General features: G+C 76.2%; 26 protein-coding genes. 11 read left to right on the forward strand and 15 right to left on the reverse strand.

Features of this window, described 5'->3' with window-relative positions:
- The first annotated feature begins 3 nt into the window (after positions 1-3).
- Complete coding sequence (locus tag BLT39_RS19475; protein ID WP_091067939.1) at positions 4-1,359, forward strand: CCA tRNA nucleotidyltransferase; 1,356 nt, start codon at positions 4-6, stop codon at positions 1,357-1,359.
- Between the two features lie 32 nt (positions 1,360-1,391).
- Here BLT39_RS19475 and BLT39_RS19480 read toward each other — a convergent pair whose 3' ends face one another.
- Together BLT39_RS19480 and BLT39_RS19485 are read right to left on the reverse strand one after the other, a co-directional pair.
- Positions 1,392-2,183, reverse strand: a complete 792-nt coding sequence (locus BLT39_RS19480) for a glycerophosphodiester phosphodiesterase family protein (RefSeq protein WP_091067942.1) — start codon at positions 2,181-2,183, stop codon at positions 1,392-1,394.
- Positions 2,180-2,377 carry a hypothetical protein gene (locus BLT39_RS19485; protein WP_091067945.1) on the reverse strand — a complete coding sequence of 66 codons (198 nt, stop codon included), beginning with the start codon at positions 2,375-2,377 and terminating at the stop codon, positions 2,180-2,182. The genes BLT39_RS19480 and BLT39_RS19485 overlap by 4 nt, the downstream gene beginning before the upstream one ends.
- 63 nt (positions 2,378-2,440) lie before the next feature.
- On the opposite strand from BLT39_RS19485, the gene BLT39_RS19490 reads away from it, so the two are divergent.
- Positions 2,441-3,538 (forward strand): SDR family oxidoreductase, encoded by a 1,098-nt coding sequence (locus BLT39_RS19490; protein WP_091068138.1) that lies wholly within the window; start codon positions 2,441-2,443, stop codon positions 3,536-3,538.
- A 42-nt stretch (positions 3,539-3,580) separates the two neighbouring features.
- Here BLT39_RS19490 and BLT39_RS19495 read toward each other — a convergent pair whose 3' ends face one another.
- A complete protein-coding gene (locus BLT39_RS19495; protein WP_091067948.1) occupies positions 3,581-4,156 on the reverse strand; it encodes a DUF1353 domain-containing protein in 576 nt (191 codons plus the stop codon).
- 116 nt (positions 4,157-4,272) lie between these two features.
- Between BLT39_RS19495 and BLT39_RS22600 the strand changes: the two genes are divergently transcribed.
- From BLT39_RS22600 to BLT39_RS19520, 3 genes are read left to right on the forward strand one after another with little or no spacing between them, the layout of a single operon-like run.
- The gene (locus tag BLT39_RS22600; RefSeq protein WP_165640340.1) at positions 4,273-5,739 is read left to right on the forward strand and encodes a lytic murein transglycosylase; all 1,467 of its coding nucleotides are present in this window, start codon (positions 4,273-4,275) and stop codon (positions 5,737-5,739) included.
- 46 nt (positions 5,740-5,785) lie between these two features.
- The gene (locus BLT39_RS19515) at positions 5,786-6,706 is read left to right on the forward strand and encodes a pyridoxal-phosphate dependent enzyme (protein WP_091067951.1); all 921 of its coding nucleotides are present in this window, start codon (positions 5,786-5,788) and stop codon (positions 6,704-6,706) included.
- A gap of 54 nt (positions 6,707-6,760) precedes the next feature.
- Positions 6,761-7,564, forward strand: coding sequence for a class I SAM-dependent methyltransferase (locus BLT39_RS19520; RefSeq protein ID WP_207508189.1), 804 nt, complete (start codon positions 6,761-6,763; stop codon positions 7,562-7,564).
- A 10-nt stretch (positions 7,565-7,574) separates the two neighbouring features.
- On the opposite strand, the gene BLT39_RS19525 is transcribed toward BLT39_RS19520, so the two are convergent.
- On the reverse strand, positions 7,575-7,973 hold the full coding sequence (locus BLT39_RS19525) for a TIGR03618 family F420-dependent PPOX class oxidoreductase (RefSeq protein WP_091067954.1): 399 nt from the start codon (positions 7,971-7,973) through the stop codon (positions 7,575-7,577).
- A 29-nt stretch (positions 7,974-8,002) separates the two neighbouring features.
- Here BLT39_RS19525 and BLT39_RS19530 point away from each other — a divergent pair, with 29 nt between their 5' ends.
- The gene (locus BLT39_RS19530; protein WP_091067956.1) at positions 8,003-8,884 is read left to right on the forward strand and encodes an ABC transporter substrate-binding protein; all 882 of its coding nucleotides are present in this window, start codon (positions 8,003-8,005) and stop codon (positions 8,882-8,884) included.
- On the opposite strand, the gene BLT39_RS19535 is transcribed toward BLT39_RS19530, so the two are convergent.
- Entirely contained in the window at positions 8,874-9,785 is a 912-nt protein-coding gene (locus tag BLT39_RS19535; RefSeq protein ID WP_091067959.1) for an aldose 1-epimerase family protein, read from the reverse strand. The genes BLT39_RS19530 and BLT39_RS19535 overlap by 11 nt on opposite strands.
- Before the next feature lie 62 nt (positions 9,786-9,847).
- Here BLT39_RS19535 and BLT39_RS19540 point away from each other — a divergent pair, with 62 nt between their 5' ends.
- Positions 9,848-10,885 (forward strand): LacI family DNA-binding transcriptional regulator, encoded by a 1,038-nt coding sequence (locus BLT39_RS19540; RefSeq protein ID WP_207508191.1) that lies wholly within the window; start codon positions 9,848-9,850, stop codon positions 10,883-10,885.
- Positions 10,886-10,887: 2 nt separating this feature from the next.
- Here the strand turns inward: BLT39_RS19540 and BLT39_RS19545 are convergent, their stop codons facing one another.
- Entirely contained in the window at positions 10,888-12,120 is a 1,233-nt protein-coding gene (locus BLT39_RS19545; protein WP_091067963.1) for a DUF2786 domain-containing protein, read from the reverse strand.
- 139 nt (positions 12,121-12,259) lie between these two features.
- Here BLT39_RS19545 and BLT39_RS19550 point away from each other — a divergent pair, with 139 nt between their 5' ends.
- On the forward strand, positions 12,260-13,297 hold the full coding sequence (locus BLT39_RS19550; RefSeq protein WP_165640341.1) for a winged helix DNA-binding domain-containing protein: 1,038 nt from the start codon (positions 12,260-12,262) through the stop codon (positions 13,295-13,297).
- Here BLT39_RS19550 and purT read toward each other — a convergent pair whose 3' ends face one another.
- The gene (gene purT / locus BLT39_RS19555; protein ID WP_091067973.1) at positions 13,298-14,488 is read right to left on the reverse strand and encodes a formate-dependent phosphoribosylglycinamide formyltransferase; all 1,191 of its coding nucleotides are present in this window, start codon (positions 14,486-14,488) and stop codon (positions 13,298-13,300) included.
- A gap of 110 nt (positions 14,489-14,598) precedes the next feature.
- Between purT and BLT39_RS19560 the strand changes: the two genes are divergently transcribed.
- Positions 14,599-15,777 (forward strand): acyl-CoA dehydrogenase family protein, encoded by a 1,179-nt coding sequence (locus BLT39_RS19560; RefSeq protein ID WP_091067975.1) that lies wholly within the window; start codon positions 14,599-14,601, stop codon positions 15,775-15,777.
- Here the strand turns inward: BLT39_RS19560 and BLT39_RS19565 are convergent.
- On the reverse strand, positions 15,705-16,847 hold the full coding sequence (locus tag BLT39_RS19565) for an acyltransferase family protein (protein ID WP_091067978.1): 1,143 nt from the start codon (positions 16,845-16,847) through the stop codon (positions 15,705-15,707). The genes BLT39_RS19560 and BLT39_RS19565 overlap by 73 nt on opposite strands.
- 29 nt (positions 16,848-16,876) lie before the next feature.
- Positions 16,877-18,319 carry an MFS transporter gene (locus tag BLT39_RS19570; protein WP_091067982.1) on the reverse strand — a complete coding sequence of 481 codons (1,443 nt, stop codon included), beginning with the start codon at positions 18,317-18,319 and terminating at the stop codon, positions 16,877-16,879.
- Positions 18,320-18,430: 111 nt separating this feature from the next.
- Between BLT39_RS19570 and BLT39_RS19575 the strand changes: the two genes are divergently transcribed.
- The gene (locus tag BLT39_RS19575; RefSeq protein WP_207508193.1) at positions 18,431-19,258 is read left to right on the forward strand and encodes a siderophore-interacting protein; all 828 of its coding nucleotides are present in this window, start codon (positions 18,431-18,433) and stop codon (positions 19,256-19,258) included.
- A gap of 25 nt (positions 19,259-19,283) precedes the next feature.
- On the opposite strand, the gene BLT39_RS19580 is transcribed toward BLT39_RS19575, so the two are convergent.
- Genes BLT39_RS19580 through BLT39_RS19595 form a run of 4 tightly spaced genes read right to left on the reverse strand, consistent with a single transcriptional unit; the run spans position 19,284 to position 22,340 of the window.
- On the reverse strand, positions 19,284-19,949 hold the full coding sequence (locus BLT39_RS19580) for an NADPH-dependent F420 reductase (RefSeq protein ID WP_091067985.1): 666 nt from the start codon (positions 19,947-19,949) through the stop codon (positions 19,284-19,286).
- A 16-nt stretch (positions 19,950-19,965) separates the two neighbouring features.
- Positions 19,966-20,748, reverse strand: a complete 783-nt coding sequence (locus BLT39_RS19585) for an enoyl-CoA hydratase/isomerase family protein (protein ID WP_091067989.1) — start codon at positions 20,746-20,748, stop codon at positions 19,966-19,968.
- A complete protein-coding gene (gene ypfJ, locus BLT39_RS19590; RefSeq protein WP_242658557.1) occupies positions 20,745-21,683 on the reverse strand; it encodes a KPN_02809 family neutral zinc metallopeptidase in 939 nt (312 codons plus the stop codon). The genes BLT39_RS19585 and ypfJ overlap by 4 nt, the downstream gene beginning before the upstream one ends.
- On the reverse strand, positions 21,684-22,340 hold the full coding sequence (locus BLT39_RS19595) for an SIMPL domain-containing protein (RefSeq protein ID WP_165640342.1): 657 nt from the start codon (positions 22,338-22,340) through the stop codon (positions 21,684-21,686).
- 82 nt (positions 22,341-22,422) lie between these two features.
- On the opposite strand from BLT39_RS19595, the gene BLT39_RS22605 reads away from it, so the two are divergent.
- Positions 22,423-22,596, forward strand: a complete 174-nt coding sequence (locus tag BLT39_RS22605; RefSeq protein WP_165640343.1) for a hypothetical protein — start codon at positions 22,423-22,425, stop codon at positions 22,594-22,596.
- Positions 22,597-22,610: 14 nt separating this feature from the next.
- On the opposite strand, the gene BLT39_RS19600 is transcribed toward BLT39_RS22605, so the two are convergent.
- The gene (locus BLT39_RS19600) at positions 22,611-24,191 is read right to left on the reverse strand and encodes a helicase HerA-like domain-containing protein (protein WP_091067994.1); all 1,581 of its coding nucleotides are present in this window, start codon (positions 24,189-24,191) and stop codon (positions 22,611-22,613) included.
- Positions 24,192-24,200: 9 nt separating this feature from the next.
- The gene (locus BLT39_RS19605) at positions 24,201-24,734 is read right to left on the reverse strand and encodes an antitoxin (protein ID WP_091067997.1); all 534 of its coding nucleotides are present in this window, start codon (positions 24,732-24,734) and stop codon (positions 24,201-24,203) included.
- Positions 24,735-24,833 lie beyond the last annotated feature (99 nt).

Below are 24,833 nucleotides of genomic sequence, written 5' to 3' on the forward strand. Positions count from 1 at the left end.
ACCATGACCACCCTCCCGGCAGCCGGTTTCGCCGACACCGTCCTGGCCGCCGTCACCCGCGCCGGAGGGCGGCCCTACCTGGTGGGGGGCTGCGTCCGTGACCGGTTGCTCGGCGTCCCGGCGGGCGACGTCGACGTCGAGGTGTTCGGGCTGGCGCTGGCCGAGGTCGCCGCCGCGCTGCGCGGGGTCGGCCGGGTCGACGAGGTGGGCCGCGCCTTCGCCGTCCTCAAGGTGCGCCGGGACGGCGTGGACGTCGACGTCGCCGTCCCGACCGCGGGACCGGGCACCGCACCCGAGGACGCCGCCCGGCGGCGGGACTTCACCGTCAACGCGCTGATGCTCGACGCCGCGACCGGCGAGGTCCTCGACGTCGTCGGTGGGCGGGCCGACCTCCGGGACGGCGTCCTGCGGCACACCGGGCCCGCCTTCGCCGACGACCCGCTGCGGGTGCTGCGCGGGGTCCGCTTCGCCGCCCGGTACGGGTTCCGGTTCGCGCCGGGGACGGCGGCGCTGTGCCGCACGCTGACCCCCGCGGGTCTGCCGGCGGAGCGGGTGTGGGGCGAGTGGCGGCGCATCGGCGAGGAGGGCCGGCACCTGTCCGCCGCGCTGGCCGCGCTCGCCGCGACCGGCTGGCTGGCGCACGTGCCGAAGCTCGCCGCCCTCGCCGGCGTCCCGCAGGACCCGCACTGGCACCCCGAGGGCGACGTGCTCACCCACGCCGGCCTCGCCGGGGACGCCGCCGCCGCACTCGCCGACGAGGCGGGGCTGACCGGGGAGGACCGCGCCGTGGTCGTGCTCGCCGCGCTGCTGCACGACGTCGGCAAGGCCGGCCACACCCAGGTCCGGGCCGACGGCCGGATCACCTCCCACGGCCACGCCGAGGCCGGGGCCGAGATCGCCCGCGAGGCGCTCACCGCGCTGGGTGCGCCCGAGGCGTTCGTGGCGCGCGTCGTCCCGCTGGTGCGCGAGCACATGGTCGCGACGGGCCCGACCGGTGCTCCACGGCGCACGGTGGTCCGCCGGCTGGCCCGCCGCCTGGCACCGGCGACCGTGGCCGAGTGGTCGCTGGTGTGCGGGGCCGACCGGGCCGGCCGCGGGTCCGGCGCAGGGCCGAACCCGACGCTGGCCTGGCTCGCCCTGGCCGAGGCGGCGGGGGTGGACCGCGAGCCGTCCCGCCCGCTGCTGCGCGGCGCCGACCTGGTCGCCCTGGGCCGCGCACCCGGGCCCGGGTTCGGCGCGGTCCTGGCCGCGGCGCTGGAGGCCCAGGACGAGGGGGCGTTCGCCGACACGGCCGGTGCCCGGGCGTGGCTCGCCCGGCTCGACGCGGACGGCGGTCTGGACCGGTTGCTGGGCGGATGACCCGGCTCAGCTGCAGCCGGTGCCGGCGTGGGTCAGCGCGGGACGACCTCGGTCACCCCGGAGACCATCAGCCCGGTGGCCCCCTCGGCCAGCGCCTGCTGCGCCTGCGCCGCGGTCGCCACCACGTGGCCGAACACCGGCTTGCCCGTGCCGACGGCGTCCGTCCAGGCCGACGCCGGTCCGTCCCAGGGCAGGGCGAGCAGGTCGTAGCGCTCCTGGTCGGCGTCGAACGTCGGCAGGTCGGCGACGAACCAGTAGCCCCAGGTGAGGTACCCGCGCCGGTGCGCGGCCTCCGGCACCGCGACCGACGGGCCGTAGCTCTTGAGCACGAACCGGTCGGGTCCGCCGGCGGCGTCGAGCAGGTCGAGCAGGCCGGCCGGGTCGGCGGCGGGCTTGTCGTCGATCAGCCACACGCGGTCGGGGTGCTCGGCCAGCACGTCGGACAGCCGGGCCAGCGGCTGGTCGCCGTCGACCGTCCGCAGCGCCGACAGCTGCGCCCACGTGCTGGTCGCGATGTCGAGGTCGGCGTCGAACTCCGCACCCGTCGTCGCGTCGTGGCAGACCACCCAGACCCCGTCGGCGGTGAGCCAGACGGGTGCCTCCAGCGCCAGGGTCGGCGACCAGTCCGCCGCCTGGTCGTAGGCGTAGGAGGTGCCCTCGGGCCAGTCGGCGCTGCCGCCGCGGTGCGCGGCGAGCGACGGTGTCTGCGCCAGCCACACCTCGACCGGCGTGCGGATCGGCTGGACGGCCCCGGTCACCGGGCTGCCGCAGCCGGCCAGCACCAGCCCGCCGACGAGCAGCACCAGGCCGAGCCGGGGCCTCACCGGTTCTGGCGGCGGGCCACCAGCACGGCGACGGCCAGCACCAGCGCCAGCGGTGCCCAGCTCGGGAGGTCGAAGCCCCCCAGCAGGAGACGGGCGATCGCGAGGACGACCTGGAAGACCACGAAGAAGCCGACCAGCAGCAGGATGAAGTACAGGACCGGTCGTTCCATCTGGAGGCGGCGCAGGTAGTCCATGTCTCCATCATCCCCGGCCAGCACCGGGAACAGGTCGGGACGTGGCCGTGCTGCCCCGTGGTGATGAGCACCGACACCAGCACCCCGACCCCTCCCTTCCTCGGCGCCCACGCCCTCGTCGTCGGCGCGAGCGGCATCACCGGCAGCGCGCTGGTGGAGAAGCTGACCGCCGGCGGCTGGGAGGTCTCCGGCCTCTCGCGCAACCCCGTCCCGGGGTCCAGCGCCCGGCACGTCCGCGCCGACCTGCGCTCGCCGGACTCCCTGGCCGAGGCGCTCGGCGAGCTGCGGCCCACCCACGTCTTCTTCTGCGCCTGGTCCCGGCAGGACACCGAGGCGGAGAACATCGTGGTCAACCGGGCGATGGTGGCCGACCTGCTCGCCGCGCTGGCGCCGGGGCGCAGCGTCCGGCACGTCGCGCTGGTCACCGGCCTCAAGCACTACCTCGGCCCGTTCGAGGCCTACGCGCAGGGCGAGATGCCCGACACCCCGTTCCACGAGGACGCCGAGCGGCTGCCGGTGCAGAACTTCTACTACGCCCAGGAGGACGCGCTCTTCGAGGCCGCGGCGCAGCAGGGGTTCACCTGGAGCGTGCACCGCTCGCACACCGTCATCGGCCACGCCGTGGGCAACGCGATGAACATGGGCTCGACGCTGGCCGCGTACGCCGCGATCTGCCGCGCCGAGGGCCGGCCGTTCACCTTCCCCGGCTCCGCGACGCAGTGGAACTCGCTGGTCGACATGACCGACGCCGGCCAGCTCGCCGACCACATGGTGTGGGCCTCGACCACCGAGGCCGCCGCCGACCTGGCCTTCAACGTGGTCAACGGCGACGTCTTCCGGTGGCGCTGGATGTGGCCGCGCCTGGCCGCCGCGCTCGACGTCGAGCCCGCCGGGTTCGCCGGTGAGCCCCAGCCGCTGGAGCAGCAGATGGCCGGCGCCGAGGAGGTGTGGGCGCGGGTCGTCGCCGAGCACGGGCTCGTGGAGCCGGACCTGTCGCGGGTCGCGTCGTGGTGGCACACCGACTCCGACCTCGGCCGCGACATCGAGGTGGTCGCCGACATGAGCCGGTCGCGGCTGCTCGGGTTCACCGGCTACGTGCGCACCGAGGACTCCTTCCTGCGGCTGTTCGACCGCTACCGCGCCGACCGTCTCATCCCGTGACGACGCCGGGCCGGGGCGGGGAGGTCATCACCGGACTCCCCATCACGACCTGATGTCCTGCCCGGCCTCCCGCTCGTCCAGCCACGGTCCGGGCGGGTCGGCCGGGCGGCCGGCCAGCCGGAGCACCAGGGTCAGCGCCCGGTCGACGACGGCGTCCACCGCGAGCCCGACGGCGACCACCACCGACACCGGCAGCACCAGCGGGCTGACCGCCACCGACAGCAGCAGGACGGCGGGGGCGTCGCGGGCCCACCCGGGACGGCGCACCGGGCTCGCCAGCGCGCCCCACCGGACACCGGTCCACATCACCCAGCGGCGCAGCACCGGCGTCCCGAGCTCACGGCACATGCGGCGGAACACCCCGTCGGCGTCCCGGCTGCTGATCACCCCGGCCGCGATGCCGACGTCGCAGAACCAGTCGTGCACGATCGCGGCCGCCGTCCACGGGCCGTCCGCGGGGATCAACCACCGCACCGGGACGGGCACCGAGGCGAAGTCGGACTCGAAGCCCGCCGGCACGACCCACTGCTCGGCGCGGCCCGCGTAGACCAGCGGGGAGGTCAGCGTCCAGTGCCCGCTGGCGGTCTGCTCCACGCGTGGACGGGTCAGGAACGGCACGCGAACAGTCTGGACCCCCAGGTCGGGGGGCTGGACCACATCGTTGCCTCCGCTTACGGTCGGGGGCAGTGGTCGGGTCGACGGGGGCCGGGCCGGCGGACGGTGGGGGAGGCACGATGGGCCGCGGACCCGGTACGACGTTGCTGCTGGCCGTGCTCGGTGGCGTGGCCGTCGCGACGCTCCCGGCCGTCGTCGGACCGGGCGCCGCCACGTCGGCGCAGCCGCGGCACGAGGAGCTCGCCCTGGCCGCCGCCCGCGTGGTCGACCCCGACCTCGACCTGGACGGCGGCGTGCCGTCGACCCGGCGGGGTGCCACCGGCGCCGGGGACGCACCCGTCGGCGCGGACGACGCCCCGCCGACGCACCGGTCCGGCTCGGTGGACCCCGACCTGGACGGCGGACCCCGGCCGTCGGCCACCAGCTCCTCGAGCGTCCCGGCCTCGGGGCTGGCCGCGTCCGGCATCCCGACGACGGCGCTGGAGGCCTACCGGGCCGCGGCCGCCGCGCAGGACTGCGGCATCGAGTGGCCGCTGCTGGCCGCGATCGGGCGCGTGGAGTCCAACCACGGCCGGTTCGGCGGCGCGGTGCTGCGGACCGACGGCACGTCCAGCCCGAAGATCATCGGCATCCCGCTGGACGGCGGCCCCGGGGTCGCCACGATCACCGACACCGACGGCGGCCGCTACGACGGCGACGCGGTGCACGACCGGGCGGTCGGCCCGATGCAGTTCATCCCCGGCACCTGGGCCCGCTACGCCGCCGACGGGGACGGCGACGGCGTGCGCGACCCCTTCGACATCCACGACGCCGCCACGGCCGCGGCCGACTACCTCTGCACCGCCGGCGGCGACCTGTCCGACGCGGCCGGGCAGGCCCGGGCGGTGCTCGCCTACAACCGGTCGCAGACCTACGTGGACACGGTCCTGGGCCTGGCGGCGACGTACGCGGGCACCGAGGTGGCCGAGGTCCCGACGCCGACGGCACCGCCTGCGGTCCCGCCCGCCGCACCCCCCGCGCCGGTCGCGGACCCGACCCCTGCGCCGCAGCCGGCCCCTGCGCCGGAGCCCGCCCCGAGCCCGACGCCGACGCCCAGCCCGACGCCGACGCCCAGCCCGGAGCCCACCCCGAGCCCGACGCCGACCCCGAGCCCGACGCCGACCCCGGAGCCCACCCCGGGTCCGGACCCGAGCCCGACGCCGACCCCGAGCCCGACACCGGAGCCGTCGCCGACCCCGGAGCCCACCCCGGCCTGTCCCGGCGAGGGGGCACCGGCCGTCGTCGACGTCCTCGACGGCACCGGGCGGTCGGGTGCGGCCGACGAGCTGGTCGCCGACCTGACCGCGGCCGGCCTGACCGCGGGCACGGTGACCGTCGCCGACGGTGGCGGAGCCGCGGTCGAGGGGCCGGCCGGCGACGGCGGGGCCGCTTGGCTCGCCGACGCGCTCGGGCTCACGGAGCTGGCCCGGGACGCCGAGGTCGAGCACGTGACCCTCGTGCTCGGCCCGGGCACGGCCGCCGACGACCGGACGGCCGACCTGCTGGCCGCCGTCGACGCCCTGCCCGACTGCACGCCGGCCGGCTGACCGGGGCCGGCGTGCGGTCCACCGCCGTCGGCACGACGATCCAGCCGTGACCGTCCCGCTCTCGCGCTGGCCCACCCCGCTGGACCCCGCCCCGCGGCTCGCCCGGGCGATCGGCCTGCACCCGGCCGACCTGTGGGTGAAGCGGGACGACCTGACCGACCTCGGCGGCGGCAACAAGATCCGCAAGCTCGAGCACCTGTTCGCCGAGGCCGAGGGGGCCGGCGCGACGGTGCTGGTCACCGAGGGTGGCGTACAGAGCAACCACGCCCGGATGACCGCGGCGGCCGCCGCGCGGCGCGGGCTGGGCTGCGTGCTGGTGCTCTCCGGGGACCCCGACCCGCGGCACCCCGGCAACCTGGCCCTGGAGGGGCTGTTCGGCGCCCGGGTGGTGGTGGGCCCGGCGGTGGACGACGTCGTGGCCCAGCTGCGGGAGGCGGGGGAGCGGCCCTCCGTCATCCCGCTGGGCGGGTCGTCGGTCACCGGGGCCCGCGGCTACCTGACCTGCGCCGCCGAGCTCGCCGAGCAGGCACCGGACGCCGTGCACGTGGTGACCGCCGTCGGCTCCGGCGGCACGATGGCCGGGCTGGTCGCCGGCCTGGGTGCGGCCCGGGTGCTCGGCGTGCACACCGGCGCGGTCCCCGACCCGGAGGCCCGGGTGGCCGCGCTGGTCGCGGCGCTGGGCGGCTCGGCCGCGGGCCTGCGGCTGCGCACCGACCAGGTGGGGGACGGCTACGGCGCGTTGACGACCGCCGCCGAGCACGCCATCCGCACGGCGGCCGCCACCGAGGGGCTGGTGCTGGAGCCGACCTACACCGGCAAGGCCCTCGCCGGCCTGGTCGCCGCCGTCCAGGAGGGCGCCGTCCGCCCCGGTGAGCGCACCGTCTGGCTGCACACCGGCGGCCTGCCCGGGCTGTTCGGCCACCCGTTCGCCGAGCAGGTGGCCCGGGAGGTGCTGGACCGGTCTTGACGGCGGGGCCGTGCGGGAGTGTGCTGCGGTGGACCCGCCAGACCGGAGCCCATCGTGAGCCACGCCGCCACCTCCTTCCACGGCTCGATGCCGGCCGCCTACGAGGACGGCCTGGTCCCGGTCCTGTTCGAGCCCTACGCCGCGGTCGTGGCCGACCGGGTCGCCGCGTCGGGGCCCCGCCGGGTGCTGGAGGTCAGCGCCGGGACCGGTGTCCTCACCCGGGCGCTCGCCGCCCGGCTGCCCGGTGCCGACGTCCTCGCCACCGACCTCAGCCCGGCCATGGTCGAGCTGGCCGCACGCATCTCGGCCCGACCCGGGGTGCGCTGGCAGCAGGCCGACGCGCTCGCCCTCCCGGCCGGGGACTGCACCGTCGACGTGGTCACCTCGCAGTTCGGCCTGATGTTCGTCCCCGACCCGGTGGCCGCGCACCGCGAGGCACGGCGCGTGCTGGTCGACGGCGGCCGGCTGGTGGTCGCCGTCTGGGGCCACCTCGCCGGCAACGGGCTGGCCGCCGCGCTCGACGCGGCGCTCCGGGCCCGGTGGCCCGACGCCACCACGACGTTCGTGGGGCGCACCCCGCACGGCTACGGCGACCCCGACCGCGTGGCGGCCGACGCCACGGCCGCCGGGTTCCGCGACGTGCAGGTGGAGACGGTCGCCCTGGTCAGCCGGGCGCCGTCGGCGTCGGGGGTCGTGCGGGCCTTCCTCGCCGGGACCCCGCTGGGCATCGAGGTGCTCGAGCGCGAGGGGAGCACCGAGGGCGCCGCCGCCGACCTGGTCGCCGAGGTCGCCCGGCGGTTCGGCGACCACCCGGTGGAGGCGCCGATGACGGCGTTGCTGCTCACCGCGACCAGGTGAGCCCGGGCGGTCAGCCCTGCGGGGAGTGCACCGAGTCGGCCTCGACCTTGATCACCAGGCGCTGCTGGTCCCGGCCGCCGTACCAGGGGTAGGGCCCGCCCAGGTACTTCTGCGCCAGCGCCTCGATGTGCTCCACGGCGCCGTCGGCCGTGACGTCCACGACCCGGCCGCGGACGGCGTAGTACCGCGACGGGTCGGCCGGGTCGGCGACGTTCAGCGCCACCCGGGGGTCGCGCTCGACGTTGCGCACCTTCTGGAACCCGGCGACGGAGTTGATCCGGATGCGGCCCCGGTCGTCGGCGTCGACCCACGTCTGGGTCAGCTGCGGGCCGCCGTCGGGCATCAGGGTGGCGACGAAGCAGGGTGCGGGCGAGCGCAGCAGCGCCAGCAGGGCGGCGGGGAGGTCCATGGCCCGACGCTACGACCTACCGTCGGGGCATGCGCGTGGTCTCCCTGCTGCCCTCGGCCACCGAGGTCGTGGCGGCCCTGGGCCTGGCCGACGACCTGGTCGGCGTCAGCTTCGAGTGCGACCGACCGGTGGGCATCCGCGACCGCGCGACGGTGGTGGTCGGCGGGCTGGACACCGCGGGGCTCACGCCCGGCGAGGTCGACGCCGCGGTGCGCGCGACGGTGGCGGCGGGGGAGGACCTCTACACCCTGCGCGCCGGGGCGCTGGCCGACCTCGCCCCGGACCTGGTCATCACCCAGGACCTCTGCGCGGTCTGCGCCCTGCCGGCGGGCACGGTCCGCGACGCGCTGGCCCACCTCGGCACGACGGCCGCCGTGCTCACCCTCGACCCGCACACCCTGGACGACGTGCTGGACACCGTCACCGCGGTCGGCGGGGCGGCGGGGGTGCCGGAGCGCGCCGCCGCGCTGGTCGCCGGTCTGCGGGCCCGGCTGGACGCCGTCGCGGCCGCGGTGGCCGGGCGGCCCCGCCCCCGGGTGGCGGTCGTGGAGTGGACCGACCCGCCCTTCACGGCCGGCCACTGGGTGCCCGACCTGGTGACCGCGGCCGGCGGCGACCCGGTCGGCGCGACCAGCGGCGCCCGGAGCGTCCCCACGACGTGGGCGGCGATCGACGCCGACGACCCGGACGTCGTGCTCGTTGCCCCGTGCGGCTACGGCCTGGACGCCGCGGTGCAGCAGGCGCGGGACGTCGCGGCCCACCTCCCCGGCCGGCCGGTGTGGGCGATCGACGCCGACGGGCTGGTCGTCCGCCCGGGCCCGCGGCTGGTCGAGGGCGTGGAGGCGGTCGCCGCCGTGCTGCACCCGGGCGCCGTGCCGGCCTCGGCCTCGGTGGCGCGGGTCAGCGGCTGAGCGCCTCGACCTCCCACGTCGCGGTGTGCCTGGCGCCGGGGTCGAGCACCACGAGGTCGGTGCCGGAGTTCAGCGCGTCGGGCGGGCAGGTCATCGGCTCGACGGCCAGCCCCCCGCGGTGGGCGGGGGTGCCCGGCCGGTCGCAGGTGTAGACCTGCGCCCACGGCAGCTGCGCCGCGTCCCAGTGCACGGCGACCCCGGTGCCCGACGGCGCCCACACCCGCGCAGTCGTCCGGCCGGCCCCGAACCCGGTGAAGGCGTGGTCGACCTCGAGACCGCGCAGGGCGCGCGCCCGGAGATCCAGCCCGGCGCCGGCCGCCTCGACGAGCCCGGTCGGCAGCTGGCCGGGCCCGGCGGTGAGCACCTGGCCGGCGGCCAGCTCGAGCTCCCAGTCGTCGACCCCGCCCTCGCCGGCCACGAGGTAGGGGTGCACCGAGCTGCCCCAGGGCGCCGGGGCGGCCCCGGCGTTGGCGCCCTCGACCGTCCAGCGCAGCCCGGTGTCGGTGAGCTCGTAGCCGACGACGACGTCGAGCAGGTGCGGCCAGCCGGGCTGGGGCCAGATGCGGGTGCCCAGCCGTGCGCTGGACGCCGTGCGGTCGAGCACGGTGAACGGGCTCCAGCAGACCAGCCCGTGCAGCGCGTGGCCCCGCTCGGGCTCGGTGACCACCAGCTGCTGCTCCTCGCCGGCGAAGGCGTACCGGCCGCCGCCCACCCGGTTGGGCCAGGGCGCCAGCACCGAGCCGCGGAACAGCGGCCGCGCCTCGTCGACGCCGAACCCGGCGACCAGGGGCCGGCCGGCGACGGTCAGCTCGCGCAGGCCGCCGCCCACCTCGGTGACGACGGCGCGCACGTCGCCCCGCACGAGCTCGTGCTGGGCGCCGGTCGGGGCGGGGGTGGTCACGTCGTCTCCCGGGGGTCGGTGGGGCTGTGAACGCTAACAGTGAGCCGTGCCACGATGCCTGCATGGCGGAGGGCACCGGCGAGGGCGGCGACCACCGTGCCGCGCGGCCGGTGATGGCCGACGTCGCGCGCCTGGCCGGGGTGTCGCACCAGACCGTCTCGCGGGTGGTCAACGAGCACCCCTACGTCAGGGAGCAGACCCGGGAGGCGGTGCTCGCCGCCATGGCCGAGCTGGGCTACCGGCCGAACCTGACCGCTCGCGCCCTGGCCCGCCGGCAGTCCGACACCATCGGGGTCATCGCCTTCGACACCACCCTGCACGGGCCGGCGAGCACGCTGTTCAGCCTGGAGCAGGCCGCCCGGACGGCCGGCTACGAGGTGCACGTGGTGACCGTCCCCGACCCGGAGCCGCAGGCCTTCGCCGACGCGGTCGAGCGCCTGGTCGCGCAGTCGGTCTGCGGGGTGGTGGTGCTGGCGCCCCAGCAGGCCGCGGTGCAGGTGATGGTGGGGCTGCCCACCGACCTGCCGGCCGTCGCGGTCGAGGGCGGCGCCGCGCCGGGGGTGCCGTCGGTGGTGGTGGACCAGGTCGAGGGTGCCCGGCAGGCCACCCGGCACCTGGTCGAGCTCGGGCACCGGGAGGTCGCGCACGTGCGCGGACCGCAGGACTGGATCGAGGCCGAGGCCCGCGTCGACGGCTGGCGCCGGGCGCTGGCCGACGCCGGGCTGGCCGTCCGCGACCCGCTGCCGGGGGACTGGAGCGCCCGCTCGGGCTACGCCGCCGGGCAGGCGCTGCGCCGCGACCACCCCGAGGTCACCGGTGTCTTCGTGGCCAACGACCACATGGCGCTGGGCCTGCTGCGGGCGCTGGCCGAGGCCGGCGTCGACGTGCCCGGGCAGGTCAGCGTGGTCGGCTTCGACGACATCGCCGAGGCCGAGTACCTGCACCCGCCGCTGACGACGGTGCACCAGGACTTCGCCGAGGTGGGCCGCCGGTGCGTCGACGTCCTGCTCGCGCGGATGGCGGGAGGGACCGCGCCCGGCCCCGTGGTCGTGCCCACCCGGCTGGTGGTGCGCACCTCGACCGGCCCGGCCCGCGGCTGACCTCACCGGCCCAGCCGCGGCGCGGCGGGCCCGGACCCGAGGTCGGCGCGGTCGGCCGCGGCCCGCCCGGCCCACCACCCCGCGGGGTCGACCGTGCGGCGGCGGCTCGACCGCAGCCGGGGGAACAGCTCGGCGAGCCGGTGCTCCACCGCGGCGTCGCGCCGGGCGAGGGCGGGGACCAGCGCGGCGCCGTGCTCCCCGGCGGCCGCCGCGGCGGCCCGCTCCCCGGCCGCGGCGAGCCGCTCGCCGATGCGTGCCGCGTAGGCCAGCAGGAACCCGCGGCCGAACACCGCCGAGCCCGGCCCGCCGCGCGTGGCGTCGGCCAGCGCGCGGGTGGCCTGCAGGAGCAGCGAGGTGAACAGCAGGTCGACCAGCTCCAGGTCGGTGGGGAGGCCCACGACGGTCGCCATGCCCAGGTCGCCGAGCCGGACGACGCGGCAGCCGTTGGCCGCGGCGACCGCGTGCAGCAGCTGCGACTTCGCGGTGGCGAACGGGTCGTCCAGGTGCAGCCGGCGGGCGACCACGCCGGCCCCGAGGTCGACCGCCTGCGCGCCGGCCAGCACGGCGGCGTCGATGGCGTGCCGGCTCATCAGCTCCTGCGCCTTGCCGGTGAGGGCGTCGGCCTCCTCCGGGAAGTCGGTGCGCTCGGCCTTGGCCAGCAGGGCGCGGACCCGGCCCAGGACCCGCTCGTCCACCGGACCCGACCGGACCGGCTCGTCGACGGCGCGGCGGTGCGCGGGCCAGCCGGCCGGCCCGGGCAGCAGCCGCTCCAGCGACGGCAGGGTGGGCAGCAGCGCGAGCACGCGGACCAGGTCCGACCACGCGGTGGCCGGGTCGACGCGGGTGCCGGTCCGCCAGGCACGCAGCCCGACCGCGGGGGGCAGTGCCCCGAGCTGGTCCAGCCAGGGCCGCGGGGCCCGGTCGGCCGCCCGGGTGACCTCGGCCTCGGCGCGGACGGCGGCGGCCGCCAGCCGGGCCGCGCGGCGGCTGGTGCGCCGGCCCACCACGTGCACCACGTCGGCCGGTTGCCAGCCGCGCGCCCACAGGCCGGCGAGCGCCGCGACCAGCTCCTGCTCGGCCGGCGGCAGGTCGAGCCCCGGGAACCGGCGGCCCAGCTCGGCGACCCACGGGCCGAGGTCGTCGGCGGTGGCGCCGGGGCGCCGGGCGGTGTGCACGGCCGCGCGCAGCAGGTCCGCCGGGTCGGGCTCGGCGGCCGGCCGCCACGGGGTGCGCATGGCCAGCAGCGTGCCCCAGCGGCGCCGGGTCGAGCGCCGGTCGACCCGATCTGTGGACGGCCGGCCCGGGAGGGACGGCCGTGCGCGGTCCTGTCGGGGGTACCCGCTACCGTCGCCGCCCACCGAGGGGAGCGCCCGGATGCAGATCGACGTCGTCGCCGTCCGTCGCACGCGGCTGGCCGCGCTCGGCCTGACCCGGCCCCGGGGCGGGGTCGCCGCCGCGGTGCGGGGGGTGCTCGCGCTGCAGGCCCAGGACCTGCGGCAGGCCGAGTGGGCGATCGGCTCCCGGGTCCCCGGGAGCTCCGCCGCCGAGGTGTGGGCCGCCTTCGACGCCGGCGCGGTGGTCCGGTCCTGGCCGGTGCGCGGCACCCTGTTCGCCCTGGCCCCGGCCGACCTGCGGCTGCTGCTGTCGCTGACCGCCGAGCGGCAGCAGCGCACCGCCGAGCCCCGGCACCGCCAGCTGGGCCTGACCGAGGAGCAGGTCGGCCGGGCCGGCGACGTCGCCCGCGCCGAGCTGGCCGGCGGGGGAGCGATGACCCGCCCGGAGCTGCTGGCCGCGTGGACCGCCGCCGGCGTGGACACGACCGGCCAGCGGGGCCCGCACCTGTACGGCCGGCTGGCCCACCGCGGCCTGCTCTGCCTGGGCCCGGCGCGCGGTGCCACGGCCGGCGGGCCGCAGCAGGCCTTCGTGCTGCTCGACGAGTGGGCGCCCGGGCAGGCACCCGACGACCGGGCGGCTGCCGTCGCCGAGCTGGTCCGGCGCTACCTGGCCGGGCACGGTCCGGCGTCCGAGCGCGACCTCTCCTGGTGGAGCGGGCTGACCCTGACCGAGGTGCGCGCCGGGTTCGCGGCCGTCCGCGAGGAGCTGACCGAGCTGCACTGCGGTGACCGGGTGCTGTGGACCCTCGGCGAGCCGCTCCCCGCCGAGCCCGACGGCGTCCGGGCGCTGGCCGGCTTCGACGAGCTCCTGCTCGGCCACACCGACCGCTCGTTCGTGGTCGCACCGGACCGGTTCGACGCCGTCGTCCCCGGCGGCAACGGGGTCTTCCTGCCGATGCTGGTCGCCGACGGCGAGGTGGTGGGCACCTGGCGGACGGTCCGCGGCGCCGTCCAGTTCGACCCCGACGTCCCGGGGGCGGCCGACGCGGTCGCCGTGGCGCAGCGGTTCCGCAGCTGATCAGGCGTGCGGGCGCACCCGGGACGCGGCCTCGCGGGCGGTGGCGCGGGCGGCGTCGGGGTCCTCGCCACGGGCCAGGGCCACGCCCATCCGGCGCCGGGTGAAGCTCTCGGGCTTGCCGAACAGCCGCAGCTGCACGCCGGGCAGCGCCAGCGCGTCCTCCACCCCGTCGAAGACGATGCCGGTCGCCTCGACCCCGCCGTAGACGACGGCGGAGGCGCCGGGGTTGCGCAGCGCGGTGTCCACCGGCAGGCCGAGCAGGGCGCGGGCGTGCAGCTCGAACTCGTCCTGCCACTGGGTGGCCATGGTGACCATGCCGGTGTCGTGCGGGCGGGGGCTGACCTCGGAGAACCAGACGTCGTCCCCGCGGACGAACAGCTCGACGCCGAACAGGCCGTGCCCGCCCAGGTCCCCGGTGACCGCGGCGGCGATGTCCTGGGCCCGCTGCAGCGCCAGCTCGCTCATCGGCTGGGGCTGCCAGCTCTCCACGTAGTCGCCGGCCTCCTGCCGGTGCCCGATCGGGGCGCAGAAGCTCGTGACGGTCTCCCCGTCGCGCACGGAGCGGACCGTGAGCAGGGTGATCTCGTAGTCGAAGTCGACGAAGCCCTCGACGATGACCCGGGTGCCGGCCACCCGGCTGCCGGCCATCGCGTACTCCCAGGCGGTCTGCACGTCCTCGGCCGTGCGCACCGTGCTCTGGCCCTTGCCCGACGAGGACATCACCGGCTTGACCACGCACGGGAAGCCGACCGCGTCGGCGCCGGCGCGCAGCTCCTCCAGCGAGTCGCAGAACCGGTACGGGCTGGTGGGCAGGCCCAGGGTCTCCGCGGCCAGCCGCCGGATGCCCTCGCGGTCCATGGTGAGCCGGGCCGCGCGCGCGGTGGGCACGACCCGCTGGCCCGCGGCCTCGAGCTCCACCAGGGTCGGGGTGGCGATCGCCTCGATCTCGGGGACGACGACGTCGGGCCGCTCGGCCTCCACCAGCGCCCGCAGCTGCTCCGGGTCGCTCATGGTGATGGTGCGGGCGTGGTGGGCGACCTGGTGGCCGGGCGCGTCGGCGTAGCGGTCGACGGCGATGGTCTCCACGCCCAGGCGCTGCAGCGCGATCAGCACCTCCTTGGCCAGCTCGCCGCTGCCCAGCAGCATCACGCGGGTGGCCGACGGGGACAGGGGCGTGCCCAGGGTGACCATGCGGCGAGGTTATCGAGGGTGATGCCCGGCACGGTGCCTGGAGTGGCTACCGGTGGGTAGCCAGCGGACCATCGAGGCAGACGCCGTCGTCGACCGGGAGGACCCGCACCATGACCACCGACCTGCTGACCGGGGACTTCTTCGGCTACGAGTCGCTGCTGCCCGAGCACGAGCGCAAGGACCTGCTCGCGCTGCGGGAGTTCCTCGACGACAAGGTCCGGCCGCGGGTGAACGACGCGTGGGCGGCCGCGGAGTTCCCGATGGACCTCATCCCGGAGTTCACCTCGATCGACGTCGTCGGCCGGGCGTACGAGTGGGAGGGCCGCCCGCCGGCCTCGAAGCTCTACAACGGCTTCCAGGCCCTGGAGCTCTCGCGGGTCGACCCGTCGATCGCGACCTTCCTGGGCGTGCACAACGGCCTGGCCATGGGCTCGATCATGATCCTGGGCTCGGAGGAGCAGCGGCAGCGCTGGATCCCCGCGATGATGTCGATGGACGAGATCGGGGCCTTCGCCCTGACCGAGCCCGAGGGTGGCTCCGATGTCGCCCGCGGTCTGCGCACCACCGCCCGTCGCGACGGCGACTCGTGGGTGCTCGACGGGGCCAAGCGCTGGATCGGCAACGGCACCTTCGCCGACCACGTGGTGGTCTTCGCCCGCGACGAGGCCGACGACCAGGTCAAGACCTTCGTCGTGGACAAGGGCACGCCGGGCTTCACCGCCACCAAGATCGAGGACAAGTTCGCGCTGCGCACCGTGCAGAACGCCGACCTGGTCTTCACCGACTGCCGGATCCCCGCCGACCACAAGCTCGAGGGCGGCAACACCTTCAAGGACGTCAACAAGGTCCTCAAGGTCACCCGCGGCGGCGTGGCCTGGTCCGGTGTCGGCTGCCAGATGGGCGCCTACGAGTACGCGGTGGCCTACGCCAAGGAGCGGGTGCAGTTCGGCAAGCCGATCGGCTCCTTCCAGCTCATCCAGGACCTGCTGGCGCGGATGCTCGGCAACGTCACCGCCAGCCTCGGCATGGTGGTGCGGGTGGCCCAGCTGCAGGAGGCCGACGAGCTGCGCGACGACCAGGCGGCGCTGGCCAAGAGCTACGTGACCGCGCGCGGCCGGGAGACCGTGGCGATGGCCCGTGAGCTGTTCGGCGGCAACGGCATCGTGCTGGAGAACAACGTCGTGCGGTACTTCAACGACGCCGAGGCGCTGTACTCCTACGAGGGCACCCGGGAGATGAACACGCTCATCGTGGGCCGCTCGGTGACGGGCTTCTCGGCCTTCGTCTGAGCGACCCCGGGCAGCAGCCGGTCGCGCAGCCACAGCGAGGGCCGCTCGACCAGCTGCGTCGCGACCACCCCGACGACGAGGGCGGCGGCGTACTTGACCAGCAGGTTGACGCCGCCGCCGTCGGTGTAGTCGCGGCCCAACGCCTCGATGACGAGCTGTGCGGCCAGCACGTGCCACACGTAGATGCCGTAGGAGTTGCGCCCCAGGGCGGCCATCGGGCGGGACACCCAGCCGGCCCGGTCCACCCAGCGGGCGTCGAGCACCAGCAGCAGGATCGCCGCGGCCCACACCCAGGCGATCGTGTAGCCGGCGGTCATCCCCCACGGGCTGGACTTGGACACGATGGCCAGCCACGCGGTGCCGCCGGCCACGACGGCCAGCAGCGGCAGCCGGGCGCGGTGCAGCGCGTCGAAGGCCCCGGGCCGGTGCACCGCGGCCCACGCCAGCAGCACGCCCGCGGCCAGCGAGTCGGCCCGGAACTGGGCCTGCCACTGCACGTCGACCGCACCCCACCCGCGCGCGGTGGCCCAGACCCGCAGCCCGAGCGCGACCACCAGCACCGCGGCGAGCACGGCGGCGACGGTGCGCGGCCGCACGCGGCGCCGGGCGGCCAGCGGCAGCAGGAGGGCCAGCGCGAGGTAGAACTGCTCCTCCACCGCCAGGGACCACAGGTGGGGCACCGACGTCCCCAGGTAGTTCTGCAGGTGCACGACGTTGGGCCACAGCGATCCGCTGGTGTCGCCCGGGCGGCCGGTGCCGGCCACGGCCTGGACGACGAGGTACAGGTAGAGCACCGGCCACAGCTTGAACGCGCGGCGGACGCTGAACCGCCAGCCGTCGAACCGCCCGGTGCGCTGGGTCTCGAGGAACACCAGCCGGCCGATCAGGAAGCCGCTGAGCACGAAGAACAGGTCGACACCGGCCCAGCCGAACGCCCCGCCCGGGGAGGCCGCCCAGGTCAGCGGGGGCACCCCGGTGGGTTTGCGGGCGAAGTGCCAGCCCAGCGCGAGCAGCACGGCCAGGCCCCGGACCACGTCGAGGTCGCGGCGGCGGGCAGGTGCGGCGGTCATCGCCGCCCCACGCTAGGGGGCCGGGGCGCTCACCGCTCGGCGGTGAGCGGGTCGGCGATGTCCTCCAGGGAGGCGTTCTCGCTCTGCACGCCGAACACCAGCTCGGCCACCCCGCCGATCGCCATGACCGCGGCGGCGATCCAGAAACCGGTGATGAGCTGGCCGGGGTCGCCGGACTCCACGAGCTTGCCGAACAGCACCGGGCCGATGACCCCGCCCAGGCCGGTGCCCACCGCGTAGAAGAACGCGATGGCCAGCGCCCGGGTCTCCATCGGGAAGATCTCGCTGACCGTGAGGTAGGCGGAGCTGGCACCGGCCGAGGCCAGGAAGAAGGTGACGCCGAGCAGGGCGATGAACGTCCACTCGGTCAGCCCGGTGAACACCAGGGCGATGACGACGGCCATCGCGGCCGACCCCAGGTAGCTGACGCTGATCATCGGCTTGCGGCCGATGGTGTCGAAGAGCGGGCCGAGCAGCACCGGGCCGAGGAAGTTGCCGACGGCGTAGACGACGAGGAACACCGGCGCGGTGGAGGTGGCCACGCCGAAGTAGGTGGTCATCAGCGTGCCCAGGTTGAAGGTGAACCCGTTGTAGAGGAACGCCTGCCCGACGAACAGCGCCAGCCCCAGCACGGCGCGCTTCGGGTACTTCGTGAACGCGACCTTCGCGATCTCCCGGAACGGGATCACGTGCCGCTGCCGGATCTGCAGCTGCTGGTCCACCGGCTCCAGCTGCTGCCCGGTCTCGCGCTCGACCTCGCGCTCGATGTCGGCCACGGTGCGGTCGGCCTCGTCGGCCTGGCCGTGGATGAACATCCACCGCGGGCTCTCCGGCACGTGCCGGCGCACCAGCAGGATCAGCAGCCCGAGGACGGCGCCGATGCCGAACGCCAGCCGCCAGCCCAGCCCCGCCCCCAGCAGGCCCTCGTCGAGCAGGAGGAGCGAGGCGCCGGACCCGGCGGCCGAGCCCAGCCAGTACGAGCCGTTGACCAGCAGGTCGACCCGGCCGCGCAGCCGGGCGGGGATGAGCTCGTCGATGGCGGAGTTGATCGCCGCGTACTCCCCGCCGATGCCGGCGCCGGTGAAGAAGCGGCAGAGGTAGAAGAACCACGGGGCGGTGGCGAAGGCGGTGGCGACGGTGGCCACCACGTAGATGCCCAGGGTGAGCATGAACAGCTTCTTGCGGCCGAACCGGTCGGTCAGCTGGCCGAAGAACAGCGCGCCCAGGCAGGACCCGACGATGTAGATCGAGGCGGCCAGCCCGATCTGCGACGCGGTGATGGAGATGCCGCTGCCGGCCTCGGTGAGCCGGGCGCCGACGCTGCCCACGATGGTGACCTCGAGGCCGTCGAGCACCCACACCGTGCCCAGGCCCAGGATCACCATCCGGTGGAACCGGGAGAAGGGCAGCCGGTCGAGCCGGGCGGGGACGTCGGTGGTGATCGTGCCGAGCTCGTGGGTGTCGCTGGCCATCGCTGCCTCCTGGGGTCGCGCGGCGATCATCACGCCGGGTGACCCGGACCGCACGTTGGCCGGGGCAACCATCCCGGGGGCGTAGGGTTAGGTGACCCTAAGGAGAGCGACGTGACGCAGGCACCGAAGAAGAAGCGGGTCACCCGGGTGGGCACCGTGGTCCGCGCCGACCGGCTGACGCCCCACCTGGTCCGGGTGGTGCTCGGCGGCGCGGGCCTGACCGGCTTCGGCGCGGGCGAGTTCACCGACCACTACGTCAAGCTGCAGCTGCCGCCGGCCGGCGCGCCCTACGGCGCGCCCTTCGACGTCGAGGCGGTGCAGGCCGAGCAGCCGCAGGAGTGGTGGCCGGTCACCCGCACCTACACGGTGCGCGCGTGGGACGCCGGGGCCGGCGAGCTGACCGTCGACTTCGTGGTGCACGGCGACGAGGGCGTGGCCGGTCCGTGGGCCGCGGCCGCCAGGCCCGGCGACCGGGTGCAGCTGGCCGGGCCGGGCGGTGCGTACGCGCCGTCGGCCGACGCCGACTGGCACCTGCTCGCCGGCGACGACTCGGCACTGCCGGCGATCGCCGCGGCGCTGCCCCGGTTGCCCGAGGGCGCGCCGGCGCACGTGTTCGTCGAGGTGGCGGGTCCGGCCGACGAGCAGGACCTGCCCGGCGTGACCTGGGTGCACCGCGGGGCCAACCCGGTGGGCAGCGCGCTCACCGCGGCGGTCCTGGCCGCCGAGCTGCCCGGGGGCGTGCCGCACGTGTTCGTGCACGGCGAGGCCGGGTTCGTCCGGGAGCTGCGCCGGGCGGTGCGGGCCCGCTGGGACGTCCCGCGCGGGCTGCTGAGCGTGTCGGGCTACTGGCGGGCCGGCCGCACCGAGGAGGGCTGGCGCGCCGACAAGCCGGCGTGGAACGCCGCCGTCGAGGCCGACGAGGCCGCGCTCGCCGTCTGAGGACGGCGGGCGCGGCCCCCGCGGCTCACATGTCGCGGTAGCGCTTGGCCTCGCCGAGGGCCTGCCGGAGCTGCTCGGCGTCGAGCTCCGGGCCGTATCCGGGGGTGTCCCGCTGGATGCGCCACCCCTCGGCGAGCGGGCCGGCGTCGACGGTGTCGAAGCCGATCCGGTCGATGTAGTCGGCCACCCAGGCCTTGGCGTCGGCGTCGTCGCCGGCGATCACCAGCGCGCGCCGGTGCTCGGTGCCGGTGGCCGAGCGCTGCTCGGTGAGGTGCTGGGCGTAGATGTGGTTGAAGGCCTTGACCACCTTCGAGGTGGGCAGGTGGGCCTGCGCCATCTCGGCGGTGGTGGTGCTCTCGTCGTCGAGCTCGGCGATGTGGCCGTCGCGCTCGGGGTAGTAGTTGTTGGTGTCGACGACGACCTTGCCGGCCAGCGGCTCGACGGGGACGTCGCCGAGGTTCTTCAGCGGCACCGTGACGACGACGACCTCCCCGGCGGCGCCGGCCTCGGTGGCGGTGGCCGCCGAGATCGAGCCCTGCCGGGTGTCCCGGGCCTCGACCTCGGCGACGAGGTCGGCCAGGGTCTCCGGGCCGCGGGAGTTGGCGATGACGACGTCGTAGCCGGCGTCGACGGAGATGCGGGCGAGCTGGGCGCCGATGTTGCCGGCGCCGATGATGCCGATGGTGGTCATGCCCGCTGCAACGCCGTCAGGCCGGGCTGATTCCTGCCGACGGGAACCGCGGTGGCCGCCGCTCCGCGAACGCGGCCACGCCCTCGGCCAGCTCGCCGGAGGCGATGGTCTCGCGGAACCGCCGGGCGGCCACCGGCTCGGCGTCCCGGCCCTCGGTCAGCGCGGTCACGATCTCCTTGGTGGCCCGCTGGGTCAGCGCCGAGCGGCCGGCCAGGACGGCGGCGAACTCCTGCGCGCGGGCACCCAGCCGGTCGGCGGGGTGCACCTCGTCGACCAGTCCCACCCGCAGCGCCGTCGCGGCGTCGAGCAGCTCGCCGGAGAACAGCAGCCACTTCGCCGTCGCCGGGCCGACCAGGTCGACCAGTGCCCGGGTGGGTGCCGGCGGGTAGACCACCCCGATCCGGGCCGGGGTGACCCCCAGGACGGCGGTCTCGTCGGCCAACCGCAGGTCGCAGCTGGCCGCCAGCTCCACCCCGCCGCCGATGCAGTGCCCGCGGACGACGGCGAGGGTGGGGTGCGGGAAGGCGCGCAGCGCCGCCTGCGCCGCCAGGTTGTCCGCCCGCAGCCCGGCCATCGGGTCGGCCGGGTCGTCCCCGCCCAGCAGCTCGCCGATGTCGGCGCCGGCGCAGAACGACGGGCCGGCGCCGGTCACCAGCAGCACCCGGACGTCGTCCACCACCTGCGCGAGCAGGCCGGGGACGGCGGCCCACATGGCGCGGGTCATCGCGTTGCGCTTGGCGGGCCGGTCCACGGTCAGCGTGGCGACCGGCCCCTCGACGTCGATCCGGAGGTCGCTCACCCGAGGTCGTCGGTGCCGAACGTGTCGCACGCGCCCGGGTCACCGCTCTGGTAGCCGGTGCTGAACCAGCGCTCGCGCTGCGCCGACGAGCCGTGGGTGAAGGCGTCCTGGTCGACGGTGCCGCTGCCCAGGTTGGTCTGGATGAAGTCGTCGCCGATGCGGCTCGCGGCGTCCAGGGCGCGGTCGACGTCGTCCTGGGTGATCTCGGTGATCAGCGGCTCCTGGCCGTCGTCGGAGACCGTGGTGGCGTGGTTGGCCCACACCCCGGCGTAGCAGTCGGCCTGCAGCTCCAGGCGGACCGTGCCCGACGTGGGGCCGGTCTCGCCCGGGGTGACCCGCTGGTTGGTGCCCAGCAGGTTCTGCACGTGGTGGCCGTACTCGTGGGCCAGCACGTAGGCGTCGACGAACGTGCCGCCGCGCGCGCCGAACTGGGTCTGCAGCTGGTCGAAGAAGGTCAGGTCGACGTAGACCAGCTGGTCGCCGGGGCAGTAGAAGGGGCCCGACCCGCTGGTCGCGCCGCCGCACGCGGTCTGCACCGACCCGGAGAAGAACACCGTCTGGGTGTCGGCGTAGGCGGTGCCGCTGGTCTGCGGCAGCGCCGTCGTCCAGTAGTCCTGGATGGAGTCGACGATCGCGACGGCCGCGCAGTCGGCGCTGTCGTTGGCGTCGGCCCCGGTGCGGCACTCCTGCGCGAGCTCGGTGTTGTCGGCGGTGCCCGACCCGCCGCCCTGCAGCTGGGACAGGATGCTCGCGACGTCCGCGCCGGAGCCGGAGCCGGAGCCGCCGCCCCCGCCCAGGACCTGCACGAGCACGAAGGCGATCAGGCCCAGCACGCCGATGCCGCCACCGCCGACGGCCGCGGCCCGGCCCCCGCCGCCACGGCGGTCCTGCACGCCGGAGGTGTCCAGCCGGGCACCTTCACGGAAGCGCACCATCTACAGCTCCTCGAGGTCGGGGGCGGAGACGAGGAACACGGCCTCGACCGCGCCGTGCACCTCCTGCAGCGCCGGTTCCAGGTCCAGTTCGGGCAGGGCGGCCGCGCCCGCGCGCCCGGCGCGCGCCGAGGCGGCCATCATCATCGGGACGGCGGGGCCGGTGCCGACGTCGCGCAGCTCCACCAGCGCGGTGACCCGGCTGCCCAGGGCCGAGGCGTAGCCGCGGGCCCGGGACAGCGCCTCGCCGATCGCCTCGGTGCGGGCCTGCGCGTGGGCGGGGTCGTCGCGGTCCAGCCGCCAGTCCGGGCCCCACAGCGAGCAGTCCGGCAGGGCGGCGGCGGCCAGGGCCAGCTCGCCGACCCGGTCGACGTCCTCGACCCGCACCTGGGTGGTGACGCTCGCCCGGTAGCCGGTGACCCGGCCCCGGTCGTCGTGCTCGGGGTGCACGCCGACCGCCGCGGTGGAGGAGCGGGTGATGAGTGCGGCGTGCTCGGCCAGCAGCGCGGCCACCCCGGCCTGCACCTCACCGACCAGCGCCAGGGCGCGGTCGCGCCGCCTGTCCCGCGCGGTGGCGGTGATGGACAGCGTGGCGTGGCTCGGCCGCACCCGGAGCACGGTCTCGCCGCGCACCACCACGCGCGGGCTCGGTTCGGTCACCGGGCCACCCTGGCAGATCACAGCTGGGGAACGCTTCTCGAGCCGTGATGCGGATGTGACCCTGCGCTGTGACCCTCGGGGCATGAGCAGGCCGGAGGGGGTGCGGGGGCGCATGGCCACCGTGGGCGTCCTCGGGGCGGTCTGCCTGGCCAGCGCGCTGCTGACGTTCTGGATGCTCGGCGTCCCCGTGTGGGCGTTCGCGGTCGTCTTCGTCGGGCTGGTCGTGGTCAGCCTGATCCGCCCGCCCAACGGCTGACCCGCGCCGCACCCCTAGCGGCGCCGGCGGGTGCCGAAGATGCCGCGGGTGATCTCGCGGCCCAGCGCCGAGGCCGCCGAGCGCGCGAAGGACCTGAACGCCGACGAGCCCAGCACCTGCTCCACCACGCCCGGCTCGGGCTCGGGCTCGCGGCGCGACCGCGGCCGCCCGGCCGGCTCCCGCGGCTCCTCGGGTGCGGGCGCCGGGGCCGGGGCCGGTGCGCTCGGCGGGGGAGCCAGCCGGGAGGCCAGCCGCTCGTAGGCCGACTCCCGGTCGACGGCGGTGCCGTAGGTGGCCAGCAGGGGCGAGGCGGCGACGGCGGCCTGCAGCTGCGCCGGCTCGACGGCGCCCATGAAGGAGCGCGGCGCGCGCAGCATCGTCCAGGCCACCGGGGTCGGGGCACCGCGCTCGGACAGCACCGTCACCACCGCCTCGCCGGTGCCCAGCGACGTCAGGGTCTCGGCGATGTCGTAGGCGTCGGACCTCGGGTAGGTCTTGACGGTCTTCTTGAGCGCGGTCGCGTCGTCCGGGGTGAAGGCGCGCAGCGCGTGCTGCACCCGGTTGCCCAGCTGGCCGAGCACGGCGGGCGGCACGTCGGTGGGGTTCTGGGTCACGAAGAACACGCCGACGCCCTTGGACCGGATCAGCCGCACGGTCTGGGTGACCGACTCCAGGAAGGCCGGGCTGGCGCCGGTGAAGAGCAGGTGGGCCTCGTCGAGGAAGAAGACCAGCTTGGGCTTGTCCACCTCGCCGACCTCGGGCAGGTCCTCGAACAGGTCGGCCAGCAGCCACATGAGGAACGTCGAGAACAGCGCCGGCCGGTCGGCGACGGCGGACAGCTCGACCGAGCTGATCACGCCGCGGCCGTCGGGGGCGGTGCGCATGAGGTCGGCGGTGCTCCACTCGGGCTCGCCGAAGAACACGTCGCCGCCGAGGTCCTCGAGGGCGACGAGGTTGCGCAGGATGACCCCTGCGGTCGCCTTCGACAGCCCGCCGAGGCCCGCGAGGTCGGCCTTGCCGTCGTCGCTGACCAGCCAGCTGATGACCGACCGGAGGTCCTTGAGGTCCAGCAGCGGCAGGCCCGCGCGGTCGGCGTAGTGGAAGACCAGGCCCAGGGAGCTCTCCTGGGTCTTGTTCAGGCCCATGACCTTGCTCAGCAGCACCGGCCCGAAGGAGGTGATGGTGGAGCGCACCGGCACCCCGGTGCCCAGCCCGCCGAGGGCGAGGAACTCCACCGGGTAGCCGGTCGCCGTCCACTCGTCACCGGTGTCGGCGGCGCGGCGGGTGACCCGGTCACCGGCCTCGCCGGGCCGGGACAGCCCGGTCAGGTCGCCCTTGACGTCGGCCAGCACGACCGGGACGCCCTGCGCGGACAGCTGCTCGGCCAGCAGCTGCAGCGTCTTGGTCTTGCCCGTGCCGGTGGCACCCGCGACCAACCCGTGCCGGGTCATCATCGACAGCGGCACCCGCACCTGTGCGGTGGGGTGCGGCGCACCGCCGGCCACGACCGAGCCCAGCTCCAGGGCGGGACCGGTCGAGGCGTAGCCGGCGGCGATGCCCGCCGCGGTGGCAGCGGGGTCGGTCGGGGTGCTCACCGGTCCGGGTCAGCCCTGCTCGCGCGCGGCGCGGTCGACCTCGGGGGTCGGGGACGGCGGCGTGTGCGTGGGCGGCGGGGTGTGCGTCGGCGGCGCCGGCGGGGTGGGCGGGGTGGCCTGGGTGTCCGCGCCCGGGGGGCTCCAGCTCGGCGCGGTGGTGTCGGCCGCGGTGGGGGTGGCCGGGGCCGGCGGCGCGGTGTGCGTCGGGGGCACCGGCGGGGCCGGCGGAGCGGGGGTGACCGGGGTCACCGGGGGCACCGGGGCGCCCGTGCCGCCGGCCGTGGCCGGGGAGCCGGGGTAGCCGGTCGCGGTCGAGGCGCTGCCGGTGCCGTCCTCGTGCCGCGGGACGGCGGCCTTGGCCTTCTGCGTCGCGTTGTCGATCTGGGCGGCGCGGTCGGGCATCTTCTCCTTGGCGAACTGCCCGGCCTTGTCGACGGCGCCCTCGATCTTGCCGGCGTTGTCCTTGAGCGCGGCCTCGATCCGGTCCGACCCCTGCGCCAGCGCGTCCTGGGCCTTCTTCGCGAACTTCCCGAAGTCCACCACGTCGTCCTCCTCTGGATCGTCGTCTGCGGACACCCTGCCGAACAGGGGCCCGCCGTGCCACCGGTGCACGAGTGCGCCCACCGGGAGGTTCCCGTGCGC

It is taken from the genome of Klenkia brasiliensis (assembly GCF_900100695.1).
Classification (GTDB): Bacteria; Actinomycetota; Actinomycetes; order Mycobacteriales; family Geodermatophilaceae; genus Klenkia; species Klenkia brasiliensis.

Bases quoted from the DNA above. Each gene is read 5' to 3' on its own strand.
- BLT39_RS19475 (WP_091067939.1), top strand. From the start codon at position 4: ATGACCACCCTCCCGGCAGCCGGTTTCGCCGACACCGTCCTGGCCGCC.
- BLT39_RS19485 (WP_091067945.1), bottom strand. From the start codon at position 2,377: ATGGACTACCTGCGCCGCCTCCAGATGGAACGACCGGTCCTGTACTTC.
- BLT39_RS19490 (WP_091068138.1), top strand. From the start codon at position 2,441: ATGAGCACCGACACCAGCACCCCGACCCCTCCCTTCCTCGGCGCCCAC.
- BLT39_RS22600 (WP_165640340.1), top strand. From the start codon at position 4,273: ATGGGCCGCGGACCCGGTACGACGTTGCTGCTGGCCGTGCTCGGTGGC.
- BLT39_RS19525 (WP_091067954.1), bottom strand. From the start codon at position 7,973: ATGGACCTCCCCGCCGCCCTGCTGGCGCTGCTGCGCTCGCCCGCACCC.
- BLT39_RS19530 (WP_091067956.1), top strand. From the start codon at position 8,003: ATGCGCGTGGTCTCCCTGCTGCCCTCGGCCACCGAGGTCGTGGCGGCC.
- BLT39_RS19540 (WP_207508191.1), top strand. From the start codon at position 9,848: ATGGCGGAGGGCACCGGCGAGGGCGGCGACCACCGTGCCGCGCGGCCG.
- BLT39_RS19545 (WP_091067963.1), bottom strand. From the start codon at position 12,120: ATGCGCACCCCGTGGCGGCCGGCCGCCGAGCCCGACCCGGCGGACCTG.
- BLT39_RS19550 (WP_165640341.1), top strand. From the start codon at position 12,260: ATGCAGATCGACGTCGTCGCCGTCCGTCGCACGCGGCTGGCCGCGCTC.
- purT (WP_091067973.1), bottom strand. From the start codon at position 14,488: ATGGTCACCCTGGGCACGCCCCTGTCCCCGTCGGCCACCCGCGTGATG.
- BLT39_RS19560 (WP_091067975.1), top strand. From the start codon at position 14,599: ATGACCACCGACCTGCTGACCGGGGACTTCTTCGGCTACGAGTCGCTG.
- BLT39_RS19565 (WP_091067978.1), bottom strand. From the start codon at position 16,847: ATGACCGCCGCACCTGCCCGCCGCCGCGACCTCGACGTGGTCCGGGGC.
- BLT39_RS19570 (WP_091067982.1), bottom strand. From the start codon at position 18,319: ATGGCCAGCGACACCCACGAGCTCGGCACGATCACCACCGACGTCCCC.
- BLT39_RS19580 (WP_091067985.1), bottom strand. From the start codon at position 19,949: ATGACCACCATCGGCATCATCGGCGCCGGCAACATCGGCGCCCAGCTC.
- ypfJ (WP_242658557.1), bottom strand. From the start codon at position 21,683: ATGGTGCGCTTCCGTGAAGGTGCCCGGCTGGACACCTCCGGCGTGCAG.
- BLT39_RS22605 (WP_165640343.1), top strand. From the start codon at position 22,423: ATGAGCAGGCCGGAGGGGGTGCGGGGGCGCATGGCCACCGTGGGCGTC.